This window comes from Nocardioides stalactiti (assembly GCF_014180715.1).
In the GTDB taxonomy this organism is placed as follows: domain Bacteria; phylum Actinomycetota; class Actinomycetes; order Propionibacteriales; family Nocardioidaceae; genus Nocardioides; species Nocardioides stalactiti.
On the sequence record NZ_JACEFC010000115.1, the window covers coordinates 1 to 13,664 of the forward strand.

General features: G+C 72.1%; 16 protein-coding genes. 9 read left to right on the top strand and 7 right to left on the bottom strand.

Annotation, left to right across the window (positions count from 1 at the left end):
- Positions 1-193: GMC oxidoreductase (locus H0487_RS18425; protein WP_246383830.1), on the top strand; the 193-nt coding region annotated here is incomplete at its 5' end.
- Here H0487_RS18425 and H0487_RS18430 read toward each other — a convergent pair.
- The 5 genes from H0487_RS18430 to H0487_RS18450 all read right to left on the bottom strand — a co-directional run bounded on the left by H0487_RS18430 (position 182) and on the right by H0487_RS18450 (position 4,679).
- Positions 182-1,603 carry a CotH kinase family protein gene (locus H0487_RS18430; protein WP_183095694.1) on the bottom strand — a complete coding sequence of 474 codons (1,422 nt, stop codon included), beginning with the start codon at positions 1,601-1,603 and terminating at the stop codon, positions 182-184. The genes H0487_RS18425 and H0487_RS18430 overlap by 12 nt on opposite strands.
- A complete protein-coding gene (locus tag H0487_RS18435; protein WP_183095695.1) occupies positions 1,600-2,421 on the bottom strand; it encodes a polyphosphate polymerase domain-containing protein in 822 nt (273 codons plus the stop codon). Before H0487_RS18435 ends, H0487_RS18430 begins: the two co-directional genes overlap by 4 nt.
- Complete coding sequence (locus tag H0487_RS18440) at positions 2,418-3,020, bottom strand: DUF4956 domain-containing protein (RefSeq protein WP_183095696.1); 603 nt, start codon at positions 3,018-3,020, stop codon at positions 2,418-2,420. The genes H0487_RS18435 and H0487_RS18440 overlap by 4 nt, the downstream gene beginning before the upstream one ends.
- 82 nt (positions 3,021-3,102) lie before the next feature.
- A complete protein-coding gene (locus H0487_RS18445; protein ID WP_220793561.1) occupies positions 3,103-3,918 on the bottom strand; it encodes an SDR family oxidoreductase in 816 nt (271 codons plus the stop codon).
- Positions 3,915-4,679, bottom strand: a complete 765-nt coding sequence (locus H0487_RS18450; protein ID WP_220793562.1) for an SDR family NAD(P)-dependent oxidoreductase — start codon at positions 4,677-4,679, stop codon at positions 3,915-3,917. The genes H0487_RS18445 and H0487_RS18450 overlap by 4 nt, the downstream gene beginning before the upstream one ends.
- 30 nt (positions 4,680-4,709) lie before the next feature.
- Between H0487_RS18450 and H0487_RS18455 the strand changes: the two genes are divergently transcribed.
- The 4 genes from H0487_RS18455 to fadD1 are packed head-to-tail and all read left to right on the top strand — an operon-like array spanning position 4,710 to position 9,232.
- On the top strand, positions 4,710-6,041 hold the full coding sequence (locus H0487_RS18455; RefSeq protein WP_220793563.1) for a flavin-containing monooxygenase: 1,332 nt from the start codon (positions 4,710-4,712) through the stop codon (positions 6,039-6,041).
- A complete protein-coding gene (locus H0487_RS18460; protein ID WP_183095697.1) occupies positions 6,038-6,727 on the top strand; it encodes a TetR/AcrR family transcriptional regulator in 690 nt (229 codons plus the stop codon). Before H0487_RS18455 ends, H0487_RS18460 begins: the two co-directional genes overlap by 4 nt.
- Positions 6,724-7,662 (top strand): alpha/beta hydrolase, encoded by a 939-nt coding sequence (locus H0487_RS18465; protein ID WP_183095698.1) that lies wholly within the window; start codon positions 6,724-6,726, stop codon positions 7,660-7,662. The genes H0487_RS18460 and H0487_RS18465 overlap by 4 nt, the downstream gene beginning before the upstream one ends.
- On the top strand, positions 7,655-9,232 hold the full coding sequence (fadD1, locus tag H0487_RS18470; RefSeq protein WP_183095699.1) for a fatty-acid--CoA ligase FadD1: 1,578 nt from the start codon (positions 7,655-7,657) through the stop codon (positions 9,230-9,232). The genes H0487_RS18465 and fadD1 overlap by 8 nt, the downstream gene beginning before the upstream one ends.
- 21 nt (positions 9,233-9,253) lie before the next feature.
- Here the strand turns inward: fadD1 and H0487_RS18475 are convergent, their stop codons facing one another.
- Complete coding sequence (locus tag H0487_RS18475; protein WP_183095700.1) at positions 9,254-9,871, bottom strand: hypothetical protein; 618 nt, start codon at positions 9,869-9,871, stop codon at positions 9,254-9,256.
- A 56-nt stretch (positions 9,872-9,927) separates the two neighbouring features.
- Between H0487_RS18475 and H0487_RS18480 the strand changes: the two genes are divergently transcribed.
- Positions 9,928-10,623: a response regulator transcription factor gene (locus tag H0487_RS18480; protein ID WP_183095701.1), complete on the top strand. Its 696-nt coding sequence runs from the start codon at positions 9,928-9,930 to the stop codon at positions 10,621-10,623.
- Positions 10,620-11,894: a sensor histidine kinase gene (locus tag H0487_RS18485; protein WP_183095702.1), complete on the top strand. Its 1,275-nt coding sequence runs from the start codon at positions 10,620-10,622 to the stop codon at positions 11,892-11,894. Before H0487_RS18480 ends, H0487_RS18485 begins: the two co-directional genes overlap by 4 nt.
- Before the next feature lies 1 nt (position 11,895).
- Here the strand turns inward: H0487_RS18485 and H0487_RS18490 are convergent, their stop codons facing one another.
- Positions 11,896-12,414, bottom strand: a complete 519-nt coding sequence (locus H0487_RS18490) for a hypothetical protein (protein ID WP_183095703.1) — start codon at positions 12,412-12,414, stop codon at positions 11,896-11,898.
- A 210-nt stretch (positions 12,415-12,624) separates the two neighbouring features.
- Here H0487_RS18490 and H0487_RS18495 point away from each other — a divergent pair, with 210 nt between their 5' ends.
- Positions 12,625-13,056, top strand: a complete 432-nt coding sequence (locus H0487_RS18495) for a hypothetical protein (RefSeq protein WP_183095704.1) — start codon at positions 12,625-12,627, stop codon at positions 13,054-13,056.
- A 13-nt stretch (positions 13,057-13,069) separates the two neighbouring features.
- Positions 13,070-13,664, top strand: a 595-nt coding sequence (locus tag H0487_RS18500; RefSeq protein ID WP_183095705.1) for an FAD:protein FMN transferase, incomplete at its 3' end; no start/stop codon positions are given.

Here is a 13,664-nt window from a genome sequence, read left to right on the forward strand (position 1 = left end):
CCCGGTCGGCACCTGCCGGATCGGCACGGACGAGCGCGCGGTCGTCGACCCGCAGCTGCGGGTCCTCGGGGTCGAGGGTCTGCGTGTCGCCGACGCTTCGGTGATGCCGTCGATCACGGGCGGCAACACCAACGCGCCGTCGATCATGGTGGGCGAGCGCTGCGCCGAGCTGATCCTCGGGTCAGCCGGCTGACTGCTCCGACTCCGCCTCGAGCGCGTGGCCGTCGAAGTACGACGACACCTGCTCGGCCTCCTCGGCGAGCGTCTCCGCGTCGACGAGGTCGCTCGCCGCCTCCTCGATCAGCTCGACCCAGCGGTCGAGGACCTCCTGGGCGGTGCCGTCGTCGTACAGCTCGGCCTGGAGGCGTACGACGGCCTCGTCGTACAGCGCGGAGAGCTCCTCGTCGGCCTGGAACCGCTCGACGAGCGGGTTGGCCCCGCCGCGGCCGACCATCATCCCGCCCGACGGCGGCTCGAACCCCTCCGGCAGCTCGAGTCCTTCGGGCGGCTCGAACCCCTCCGGCAGCTCGAGTCCTTCGGGCGGCTCGAACCCCTCCGGGAGCACGAGCTGGTCGCCCGGCTCGACCCCCTCCGGCAGCTCGCCGTCGGGACCGGGACCGCGGCGCATCCCGCCTCCCACCCCGCCGAACGCCAGGTTGTGGTCCCACGCGACCACGGTCATCCGGCCGGCCACGGCGTCCCAGGCGAGGTAGGAGTTGTTGCCCGGCCCGTCGATGTCGTCGAAGTTGCCGATCAGGTCCTCGAACGCGAGATAGGTCGCGAAGGCCTCGACGTCGAGCCGCTCGGGGAGCTCCGCGGCGAACTCCTCGTCCGCCGCCTCCTCGATCCACTGCAGGAACGCGGTGAGAGCGGCGTAGTCGTCCTCGCCCGCCTCGACGTCGAACGCGTCGGCGTAAGCCTCGGCGTCGTCGCCGCGGTAGGACCAGTCGCCGCCCGCCTCGGACTTGTAGAGCGTGCCGCCGACGGAGAAGCGCTCCACGAACCACCGGTCGTCGAGGTCCTCCACCACCAGACGCAGCACGGCGTCGCTCCCGTTGACCGAGAAGCGGCTGAGGACCGCCTCCTCGCTGGCGAGCCCGGCCTCCTCGAGCAGGTCGAGCGCGACGGCCTCGTTGAGCGACGTCTCGCTGCTGTTGGAGCGGACCACGAACCTCTCGGAGCCGTCGAGCGACTGGCCGTCGACGTACTTGTCGAGGTCGATGAGCCAGGGCAGGTCCTCCGGGGCGGCGTCCTCGGAGACCCCGCCCAGCGAGCTGTTGCCCTTGAGCCGCACCCCGACGTCGCGGAAGGTCTCGCCGTCGATCGTCACGTCGGCGCGGATCCACTCCTTCTCGCGGGAGTCGACGTACGTCGCCACCATGTCCTGGAAGGCGTCCTCGTCGATGTCGAGGGAGAACACGTGGACGGCCGCGTCGTCCCAGACGGTCTCGGCGGCCGACGCGGCCTCGACCGCGGGGTCGTCCTTGCCCTCGAACGCGTCGGCGAGCGCGCTGCAGCCGGTGAACGAGGTGGAGCCGACGGCGAGGACGGCGGACCACCCGGCCAGGCGCAGGCGGGTACGGGAGAACGGGGAGGGGTTCATGAGATCGCTCCGAGCAGGGGGTGGGTCGTGGCGTGCGGGCGCAGGTGCGTGTCGAGGACGCGGCGCCAGCGGTGCGACGGGAGGTCCTCGAGGAGAAGCGCCATCCCGGCGCCGTACTTGGAGATCCGGGACGGACGGTGGCCCCGCCGCCACAGCACCCGGTCGACGCCGGTCGCAGCCGATGCGCACTTGGTCTCGACCACCGCGAGGCGCGGGACCCGGGTGGCGCGGTCGGTCCAGGCCAGCGACCAGGTGAGGTCGGTGTCGATCGTGACCCTGGCTGCGCAGGAGGGCAGCCACAGCGTGCTGCGGGCGTAGGACGTGCGCAGCACGGGGACCAGCGCGGAGACGTCGATCCCGGCGTGGCCGGTCCGGTCCAGCTCGGTCCGCACGAAGCCGGCGTCGTCGTCGGTCAGGACGGCCGCACCGAGCAGCCGGGGGGTGCGGGTCTTGACCGTCGCGCCCCGGCGCCCGCTGGTCTTCACCTCGGTGAAGCGGGCGTCGGTGTCGACGTACTCCCTGGTGCGTACCTTGAACCGGTGGCGTCGCCGCCGGGCAGCGCCGAAGTAGGCGTCGAGGTCGGGGGTGTCGAAGTACGTCGACCCGTAGCGGTGCTGCTTCCGCTGTCCGATCTCGAGGACGTGGATCCGTGGTTCCAGGGACGCGAAGTCGGCGACCAGGTCGGGCAGGGCCGCCGCCGGGACGACGTACTTGCGGTCGACGCGGGTGAGCAGGGCGGCCTCCGCGACCAGCTGGTCGAGCCCGATGCCGGGGATCGCTTCCAGGTCGGGCCCGGCGCTCAGCGCAGCGGCGGTCATCGAGCAGTCCCGGACAGGGTGAGCGTCTCGGCGCTCGGCGCGGTCGGCCCGGTCGCGGCCTCCTCGCGCCAGCGCACGTCGACGAGCGTGGTGTCGTCGACGAGGTCGACCCGCTGCACGGTGGCGCTGCGCACGGTGCCCGGGAGGATCCGTTCCAGCGCGGTGATCAGGTCCACGTGCACCGGGTAGGCGCCGTCGAGGCGGAGCAGCTGCTGGTGGTCGCGCCGGAACATCCGCGGGCTGTCGGCAACCGCGAGCGCGGCCACGATCGTGCCCATGAGGGCGACCGTCAGGGGGATGGTCGTCGACCCGAGGCCGCCGAGCAGCCCGAGGGCCAGCGCCGAGAAGTAGTACGCCACCTCGTGCTGGCCCAGCTCCAGCGAGCGGAGCCGGATGATCGACAGCACGCCGAAGAGCCCGAGCCCGAGCCCGAGGGTGGCGTCGCTGCGGACGAGCGCGGTCGTCACCGCCAGCACGCCCACGTTGACGCCGAGGAACGCCACGACCAGCTCCCGCCGGTGGTGGCGCGGGTAGTAGAGCCCGAAGCAGAGGACGGTGATGGCGACGACGTCGGCGAGGTAGCCGTAGAGCAGTTCCATGCCCCGAACCCTCGGGGTCCGGCTTGGGAGGAGCCTCATACCTGCCTGTGGGGACGCTGTGACTCCCCGGCGGGACCGTCCCTCAGCCGCGAGCCGCGATCCTGCGCTGCTTCGCCACGAACCGGATCGACGCACGGCCGGTGAACCCGGGCGCGAGTCGGAACAGGCGGTGGGCGATCCGGGCCTGGACCGGCTCGATGACCAGCGCCTCCCCGTCGACCACCGCGGCCAGCACGCGCGCGGCGAGGGCGTCGGGATCGACCGGCTTGCGGATCCCCTGGCCCTTGAGGAAGAAGTCGCGCCCGCGAACGTCGCCGATCTCTCCCTTGTCGAGGATCGGGGTGTTGACGGCCGCGGGGCAGATCGCGGTGACCCCGACGCCGTGGGCGACCGCCTCGGAACGCAGGGCGAGCGAGAGCCCGACGACGGCGTGCTTCGTCATGACGTACGACGTGAGCAGCCCGGCCGCCATCAGGCCGCCGGCCGAGGCGGTGTTGACGATGTTGCCGCCGCCCTGCCGGATCATCTGCGGGTACGCCGCCGCGACGCCGTGGACGACACCGCGGATGTTGACGTCGATGATCGCGTTCCACTGGGCCAGGCTCAGGTCCTGGGTCTCGCCGATGAGGCTGATCCCGGCGTTGTTGAACATCAGGTCGAGGCGCCCGTGCTCGGCGACCACCTCGTCGACCAGCGCCTGCACCGCGTCGGCGTCGGTGACGTCGAGCTTGACGGCGTCCGGGTCGCCCGAGGGCGGTTCGAGGTCGGCGGCGATCGCGGTCGCGCCCGCGCCGCGCAGTGCAGTGACGAGGGCCGCCCCGATGCCGGAGCCGCCGCCGGTCACCACGGCGACCTTGCCGTCGTACCAGTCGGCAGGGAACACCTTGGCGCGGCTCACGAGAACGCCTTCATGATGATCCCGTTCAGGTCGGGGTAGCGCTGCAGGTGGGCGCCGCCGTTGATGTCGACGTTCTCGCCGGTGATCCAGCGGGCGTCGTCGGAGAGCAGGAAGCGGGCCAGGGCCGCGATCTCCGACGGCTCGCCGCTGCGGCCGAGCGGGGTGTTGTCCAGGTAGGCGTCGCGGATGCCGGGAATGTCCATCGCGGGCTGGGTGAGCGGGGTGACGACCAGGCCGGGGGAGACCGCGTTGACCCGGACCTGCCGGGGCGCGAGCTCGAGCGCGGTGACCTGGGTGAGCATCACCAGGCCGGCCTTCGCCGAGCAGTACGCCGCCAGCCCGGTGCCGGGCTGGCGCGCGTTGAGCGAGGAGATCGAGAGCATCGCGCCGCCGTCGTCGATCCGGGAGCCGCCGTGCTTGAGCACCAGGAACGACCCGGTGAGGCAGACGTCGATGACGCGCCGGAACTCGGCGGCGTCGTGGTCGACGACCGGGCTCAGCGTGCTCACGCCGGCGCAGTTCACGACACCGGTGAAGCCGCCGTGCTCGGCGACGACCGCGTCGAAGAGAGCGGAGACGGAGGCCTCGTCGGCGACGTCGACGGCGATGTAGTCGCTTCCATCAGCCGGGGGAGCGAGGTCGGCGACGACCACCGTGTGGCCGTGCTCCCGCAGGTCGTGGACGGTGGCCTCGCCGATGCCGGACGCACCGCCGATCACCACGGTGACCGGAGTTTGACGCTTGTCTGGATTGATTGACACGTGTCAAACGTAGCCCATACGGTAGGCCGTGTGAACCCCACCACAGCTGTCATCGGCGCCGGCATCAGCGGCCTCACCACCGGCAAGATGCTCGGCGACTACGGCGTGCCCTACACCTGCTTCGAGTCCTCTGACCGGGTCGGAGGCAACTGGGCGTTCGGCAACCCCAACGGGCACAGCAGCGCCTATCGCTCGCTCCACATCGACACGTCCAAGGAGCGGCTCTCCTTCCGGGACTTCCCGATGCCGGACCACTACCCGGACTTCCCGCACCACACCCAGATCAAGGACTACCTCGACTCCTACGCCGACGCGTTCGGGCTGCGGGAGAACATCGAGTTCGAGAACGGGGTGCAGCGCGCGCACCACGTCGAGGGCGGCGGCTGGGAGATCACCGACCAGGCGGGCGCCACCCGGCACTTCGACCACCTCGTCGTCGCCAACGGCCACCACTGGGACCCGCGCTACCCGGATTTCCCCGGTGAGTTCACCGGCGTCACCCTGCACTCGCACCACTACATCGACCCGCGCACGCCGTACGACTTCTTCGGCGCGCGGATCCTCATCGTCGGCATCGGCAACAGCGCCGCCGACATCGCCGTCGAGCTCTCCTCCAAGTCTCTCCAGACCAAGGTCACGCTGTCGACCCGGTCGGGTGCGTGGATCGTCCCCAAGTACGTCGGTGGTCGCCCGGCCGACACGATGTATCGCACGACGCCGCACCTGCCACTGGCCTGGCAGCGCAAGATCATGCAGTGGGGCCAGGTGTTCAACGGCTCCAACGGCGCGCTCTACGGGCTGCCCGAGCCCAACCACAAGTTCTTCGAGGCCCACCCCACCCAGTCGGTCGAGCTGCCGCTGCGGCTCGGGTCGGGCGACGTCACCCCGAAGCCGAACGTCAGCCGCCTCGACGGGTCCACCGTCCACTTCGACGACGGCACCAGCGACGACTTCGACATCATCGTGTGGGCGACGGGCTACAACATCACGTTCCCGTTCTTCGACCCCGACTTCCTCAGCGCCCCGGACAACCACCTCCCGCTCTACAAGAGGATGTACAAGCCCGGTGTCGACGACCTCACGTTCGTCGGCTTCGCGCAGGCCACCCCGACGTTGTTCCCGTTCGTGGAGTCCCAGGCCCGGCTCGCCGCCGCGCACCTCGTCGGCGCCTACGCGCTGCCGTCGGTCGCGGACATGGAGCGGGTCATCAAGGAGGACGAGGCGAAGTACATCGGGCACGTGCTCGCGACGCCGCGCCACACCCAGCAGGTCGACTACTTCATCTACGAGCACGACATCCGCGCCCGCGAGATCCCGGCCGGCCGCAAGCGCGCCCTTGCCGCGCAGGCCGTCGGGCGATGAGCACGGGGACGCCGAACCCCGCCGAGGGCGCCTGGAACCGGTTCGTCGACCGGCGGGGGCCCAACCGGGGCGACGCCCGCCGCGACAGCCTGCTCCAGGCGTTCGACGAGCTGCTGCGCGAGCAGTCGCTCGACGAGATCAATGTCGCGGAGATCTCACGCCGGGCCGGCGTGACCCGATCGGCCTTCTACTTCTACTTCGAGAACAAGCCGCTCGCCGTGATGGCACTGATGGCCGACCTGTACGACGCCGCGGCCGAGGCCAACGAGATCCTGGTCAAGGCCGAGGGCGACCCGGAGGAACGGATCCGAGGCGCGATCTCGCTGCTCTTCGACTCCGTCGACAGCAGCCCGCACACCTACCGCGCGCTGCTCGACGCCCGCGGCTCCAGCCCCGAGGTCCGCCGGACGTGGGACGCCGGGCTCGCGGACTTCGGCGGCGTCATCGCCGGGATGATCGAGACCGAGCGCGCCGCCGGCCGTGCCGCAGCCGGCCCGGACGCCCACGCGCTCGCCGCGGTCCTGCTCGACCTCAACAACCACGGCCTCGAACGGCACGCCGTGGGTTCCGGTCCGCCGCGCGAGCAGCACATCGAGGCGCTGGCCTGCGTCTGGCTGCGCACCATCTACGGCACCACCGACGGCCTCACGGACGGCCCTACCGACGAGCTCAGGAGCACCCGATGACCCCCGCCACCACCACGTTCGTCTCCGACGGCACCACCTGCGAGGCGTGGCACTACGTCGCCGCGCACGAGGGCCTTGCCACCGATGCCGGTCGCCCGGTCGTCGTCATGGCCCACGGCCTCGGTGGCACCAAGGACTCCGGGCTGGCGCCGTTCGCCGAGGGCTTCGCCGCGGCAGGACTCGACGTCCTCCTCTTCGACTACCGCGGGTTCGGTGGCAGCGGCGGGTCGCCCCGGCAGGTGGTCTCGCTGGAGGCACAGCTCGCCGACTACCGCGCCGCGATGGCCGGCGCCGCCACGCTGCCGGGCGTCGACCCCCAGCGGATCGTGCTGTGGGGCGTCTCCCTCGCGGGGGGCCACGTCCTCCGGGCCGCGGCCGACCGCACCGACGTGGCGGCGGTCGTCTCCGTCGTCCCGATGGTCGACGGGCTGGCCGCCGCGCGCCACGCCACGGCGACGCACAGCACGGGCGAGCTCCTGCGGGCGACCGGGCGCGGGATCCGCAGCCGGGTGTCGGCCCGCGCGGGCCGCAGTCACGTGATGATGCCGATCGTCGCGCGCCCGGGTGAGGTGGGCGCGATGACCCTGCCCGGCGCGCTGGAGGACTACCTCGCCATCGCCGGACCGACCTGGCGCAACGAGATCGCCGCCGACGTCGGCCTCGAGCTCGGCAGCCGCAAGCCGCAGGCTGCTGCAGCGCACCTCCAGTGCCCGCTGCTCGTCCAGATCGCCGACTTCGACCAGAGCGCGCCGCCGTACGCCGCCGCGAAGGCGGCCTTCAAGGGCAAGGCCGAGGTCCGGCACTACCCCTGCGACCACTTCGACGTGTTCGCCGGCAAGCCGTGGCACGAGTCGACCCTGTCCCACGCGGTGGCGTTCCTGACCCGTCACCTGTCCAAGGACCTGACCAACGAGCGGGAGACCGTCGATGCCTGAGACCGTCCAGCAGCTCGTCCACGCCCTCGCGGACAGCACCGCCGTCGGGATCGCGTTCGAGGACCGCACGTGGACCTGGGCCGAGACCGTCGGCGACGCGGCCGCGCGGGCCCGGGTGCTGCGGTCGTGGGCCGATCCCGACCGGCCCCTCCACGTCGGCGTGCTCATGGAGAACACCCCGGAGCTGGTTCGTGCGCTGCTGGCCGGAGCGGTCGGTGCCCACGTCACGGCGGGCATCAACGCGACGCGTCGCGGGGAGGCCCTCGCGGCCGATGTCCGGCGGGCCGACTGCCAGGTCCTGCTCACCGACGCCGAGCACCTGCCGCTGCTCGACGGTCTCGACCTCGGGGGAGCGCGGGTCGTCGACACCGACGGCGCCGAGTGGGCCGAGCTGACCGGCGCCGCCTCGCGCGACGTCGACGGGTTCGCCGAGGTCGGCGCGATGGACACGTTCATGCTGATCTTCACCTCGGGCACCAGCGGCGAGCCGAAGGCCGTCCAGGTCAGCAACTTCATGGTCGTGATGTCCGGCAGCGTGCTGTCGGAGAAGTACGCGATCACACCGGAGGACGTCTGCTACTGCGCGATGCCGCTGTTCCACTCCAACGCCATCATGGCGTCGTTCGCCGTCGCGCTCTCCGGCGGCGCGACGATCGCCCTGGCCCGTAAGTTCAGCGCGACCCGCTTCCTGGCCGACGTCCGCTCGTTCGGCGCGACGTACATGAACTACGTCGGAAAGCCGCTGGCCTACGTCCTCGCGACGCCCGAGCAGCCCGACGACGCCGACAACACCCTCCGCGTCGCCTTCGGCAACGAGGCCTCCGACCGTGACATCAAGGAGTTCGAGCGCCGGTTCGGGTGCACCGTCTGGGACGGCTTCGGCTCGACGGAGACCGCGGTCATCATCACCCGGACCGACGACACCCCGCTCGGCTCGATCGGCCAGCCGTTCGACGGCGTCGCGGTCTACGACCGCGAGACCCGGACGGAGTGCCCGCGCGCCGTGTTCGACGAGCACGGCGCGGTCGCGAACCTCGACGAGGCCGTCGGCGAGCTGGTCAACACCCAGGGTGCGGGCTTCTTCAGCGGCTACTACAACGACGAGGCCGCCACCGCCGCCCGTCTCGACGGCGGCATGTACTGGTCCGGCGACCTCGGCTACCGGGACGAGGCCGGCTTCGTCTACCTCGCCGGCCGCACCGACGACTGGCTCCGGGTCGACGGCGAGAACCTCGCCGCCGCGCCGATCGAGGCGCTCCTCCTGCGCCACCCCGCGATCAGCCAGGCCTGCGTCTACGCCGTCCCCGACGCCAACGTCGGCGACCAGCTGATGGTGACCCTGGTCCTGCGGGACGACGCGAAGCTCGGGCCGGCCGACCTCGAGGCCTTCCTCGCCGAGCAGCCCGACCTCTCGCCGAAGGCCTGGCCCCGCTACGTCCGGATCGCCGACGAGGTCCCGACGACGGCGACCAACAAGGTCATCAAGCGCCAGCTGCGCGCCGAGGGCACCGACACCACCGACCCGGTCTGGGAGCGCGAGGAGCGCGGCAGGTCCTACGCCGAGCGCTGAGACTGCGCCCTCCGGGCACCGTCAGTCGTTGTCGGTCTCGACGCTGAACCGCGGCGCACCACCGACACAACGGGCCTCGACCTTCGTCTCCCGTTCGCCGTCCACCGAGCGGAACTTCACCTCGATCTCCTCGCCGCCCCCGTGCTCGCGCTTCTCGATCTGGTAGCCGTTGCTAGGACTCGCGCCGTCGAGCCGGATCGACGCGCCGGAGCAGGACACCCTCAGGAAGCCGGCTTCGCCCTGCCACGTGCTGGTCCGGCGGATCGGGGACGGGTCCTGGGTCGCGGTGGAGGACGGCGGTGGCGGTGGAGGCGGTGTCGGGGAGGACGGCGGTGCTGCGGTGGTCGGCGGTGCTGCGGTCGTCGGTGGTGCCTCGGACGACGGGCCGTCGGGGGTCGTGCTGGGATCCGAGGAGCCGGCGGTGCGGGTCGGTTGATCGCTGCGGCGGTCCTTGGGGGATGCGCTCGGCGGGGTCGGTTCGTCGCTGACGACCGAACCGGTCGGGACCCCAGGGTCGCTGGAGCCATCGGTGAGCACACCCTCGCCCGCGCTGTCGATGACCGACCAGGCCAGGACAGCGACCATCGCGACGACGACGACCCAGGCGAGCGGGGCGCCGATCCACCAACTTTTCCTCATCGCGTCCATTCTCCCTGCTGCCGGCAACCGTGGCTCCGTTCCCGTACCTTCGACCCATGGCGAGCGTGGTCGTGGTGGAGGACGATCCCGAGATCAGGCGTGCCCTCGTCAGTGGTCTCGCCGATCGCGGTCATGCGGTCACGTCCTTCCCTGCGGGGCTGCCGGTTCTCGAGCTCGTGGCCAAGGACGCGCCCGACGTCGTCGTGCTGGACCTCGGTCTGCCCGACATCGGGGGCGAACAGCTTCTCTCGATGATCCGAGCGATCTCGGCCGTGCCCGTCATCGTCGTGACGGCGCAGGACGACGACCGATCGATCGTGGCGACCCTCGACGCGGGCGCCGACGACTACGTCGTGAAGCCCTTCGGGATCGAGCAGGTCGCGGCCCGCATCCGCGCGGTGCTGCGCCGCTCCGCTGCTGCTCCTGACGGTGGCCCGATCCGGGTCGGGGAGCTGGAGGTGGACGCGCGCAGGCGGACGGCGAGCGTCGCCGGCCGTGAGCTCGACCTCGCGCGCCGCGAGTTCGACCTGCTCCTCGCGCTGGCGTCGCGGGCCGGTGAGGTTGTCACCAAGCGCGAGCTGCTGGCGGAGGTGTGGCAGCAGCCGTACGGCGGTGCCGACCGCACGCTCGACGTTCATCTCTCGCTGCTGCGCCGCAAGCTCGGCGAGACCGCGGCGGAGCCGCGCTTCCTGCACACGGTGCGCGGCGTCGGCGTACGACTCGTGGAGCCACCGGGGAGTCGCGTCGGATGAGGCGGCGGATCGGCTGGCTGGTCGCGGCGACCACATCAGCGGTCATCCTCGGCTTCGTCATCCCGCTGTGCCTGCTGGTCCAGACGCTCGCCCACGAGCGGGCGGTCAGCAACGCCCAGGACGATGCCGACGACGTCGCGCTCCTCGTCTCCGGGCTGCACGGTGATCCCGGCCTCTCCGACGTGGTCGGGACGGCCACCTCCGCCATGGCCGCCACGACGAGCGTCGTGACCCCGGACGGCGCTGTGCTCGGCGCCCGGGTCGACGGCCTCGAGGACGACCCGGACGTCCGCCGTGCGGCGCAGGGCGAGGCGTTCACCGACGAGGACGACGACGTCACCATCCTGACTCCGGTCGTCACCGCCGACGGGACCTACGTCGTGCGGGCACAGGTCTCCGAGGACCAGCTCGCCGCCGGGGTGACGCGTGCCTGGCTGGCGATCGGGTTCCTCGGTGTGGTGCTCATCGTCGCGGCGATCCTCATCGCCGACCGGTTCGCTCGGCGAATCGCGACACCGGTCAACGACCTGGCCCGCGTCGCGCGCCGTCTCAGCGACGGCGAGCTCGAGCTGCGCGCCGAGCCGTCGGGGCCGCCGGAGACCGTGGACCTCGGCTCTGCGATCAACGAGCTGGCCGACCGGATCAGCGAGCTGCTGGTGGCCGAGCGGGCGGCCGTGGGTGACCTCTCCCATCGGCTGCGGACCCCCGTCACCGCCTTGCGCCTGGACGCCGAGCAGGTCGCCGAGCCCGAGCTGGCGCACCGGCTGCAGAGTCACGTCGCCCACCTCCAACGCACCGTCGACGCGATCGTGCGAGATGCGCGCCGCCCGGTGAGCCACACCATCAGGGCCGGCTGTGACGCCCGGGCGGTCGTCGCCGACCGGATGGCGTTCTGGTCGGCGCTCGCCGAGGACCAGGGACGAAGGGTTGAGGTCCGCCTCACCGCGGGGCCGGCCCCGGTCGTGGTCGACGCAGGCGATCTGACCGACGTCTTCGACGTCCTGCTCGACAACGTGTTCGCCCACACGCCGGAGGACGCGGCGATCGCGGTCACGATGAGCGCCGACGACGCCCATGTGGTCGTCGAGGTCGCCGATACCGGTCCCGGCATCCAGCCGCGGGCTGTCGGCGAGCGGACGGGTTCGACCGGGCTGGGTCTCCAGATCGCGCGCCGGACCGTCGCCGCGATCGGCGGGACGCTCGACCTGCGGTCCGACGGCGGCACCACCGTGGTGGTGCGGCTGCCGGCGGCCGCGCCGCCGATGTCCTGACTCAGTCGTCGTCGCGGTCGTCGTCCTCGTCCCGGTCGTCGTCCTCGTCCCGGTCGTCGTCCTCGTCGCGGTCGTCGTCCTCGTCGCGGTCGTCGTCCTCGTCGCGGTCGTCGTCCTCGTCGCGGTCGTCGTCCTGGTCGTCCCGGTCGTCGTCGTCGCTTCCTGCGTCGTCATCGGGTTCTTCCTCGGAGTCGTCGAAGGAGGGGGAGTCGTCGCGGGCGGTGGTCCGGTCCGGTCCGGGCCCCCGCCGGTCGCCGGGACCGGACGGCGCTGCCACCTGCTGCACCGTGACCGGCGGAGCGGTGACGTACTCGGTGACGGTGCGCTCCTCGGTGCGCACGCACACCTCGCCTCGGAGCTCCGTGTCCTTGGGGCACGGGGCGAACTTCGTGACGCGCCCCGGTCGTGACGGTGGTGCTCCGGTCGCCGGCGCTTGGGCGGCGACCGTCTCCTCGGGCGCGAACGCCTGGTAGGAGACGAATCCGGTGGTGACGGCGGGGGCTGCACCGACGGCTGCCACNNNNCTGCACCGACGGCTGCCACGGCCAAGCTGGTGATGTTCATGCCGCCACGGTGGGGCCGGACGGCACAAGAGCGCCTCGCGAGGACGTCAAGCCTCCCTCAACCCTGCGCGCTTGGAGTTGAGGTGTTCTTGAGGAACGGCTGAGGCCGTCGTGCGGTGAGACGACCGACCATCGATCTCGACCAGTGACCAGCGGAGGGGATGGACATGACGTACGACGCACGGAGCCGGGACCGCTTCCGATGGGTGGTGGCCGCCGTCACCGGCCTGGCCGCCTGCGGCGGGGCCGCCGCGACCGGCGCGCTGACCGGGATGGCCGAGGCCGACCTGGCCCAGGACTCCGCCCAGAAGGCGAGCGCCGCGACCGCAGCACCGGCGGGGGCTCGGCCACGCCGACCGCGGGTCGTGGTGAAGGAGCGTCCCGTCCGCACCCGTGTGGTCACCCGGGTGGTGCGCGTCACCGTCGGCGGCGGACAGGTCAGCGCTCCCGCGAGCGTCTCGAGCAACGGAAGCCCGAACAGCGGCCCGTCCAGCAACCAGGGTCGGAGCGGCAACAACGGCAGGTCGGGTCCCCGACCGGCCCCGCAGGCACCGCCGCCCGCGCCCGAGCCGCCGCCGACCCAGACGTCGGGGTCCTGAGGTGGGGTACGGCGTGCGGACGTGGCGGGTGTGGAGCACCTACGTCCGCCTCTGCGTGACCGACGACCGGCTGCTGCCCGAGGCCGTGGCGCTGACCCGGCGCGTCCTCGCGGAGGTGGACCGGACCTGCAGCCGGTTCCGCGAGGACTCCGACCTGACCAGGCTCAACGCCGCTCCCGGTCGGTGGGTGGAGGTCGACCCGCTGCTGGTGGAGGCCACCCGGGTCGCGGTGGAGGCGGCGCGAGTGACCGACGGGCTGGTCGACCCCTGCGTGGGCCGGGCCCTGGTCACCTGGGGGTACGACGTCGACCTCGCTCGGCTGGTCGACCGGCCGCCGGTCGCGGTCCCGCCGCTCGGCCCGCCGATCGCGGACTGGCGCGAGATCCGTTGGGACGACGGCGCTGTCCGGCTTCCCGCCGACTGCCTGCTCGACCTCGGGGCGACCACCAAGGCGTGGGCTGCGGACCTGGTCGCCGAGGAGGTTGCGGACACGCTCGGGTGCGGTGTCGCGATCAGCCTCGGCGGCGACGTCCGGACGATCGGGGACGTCGGGGTGCGGTGGCCGGTCCGGGTCACCGAGACCGAGTCCGCCGGCGACGGGGAGGTCG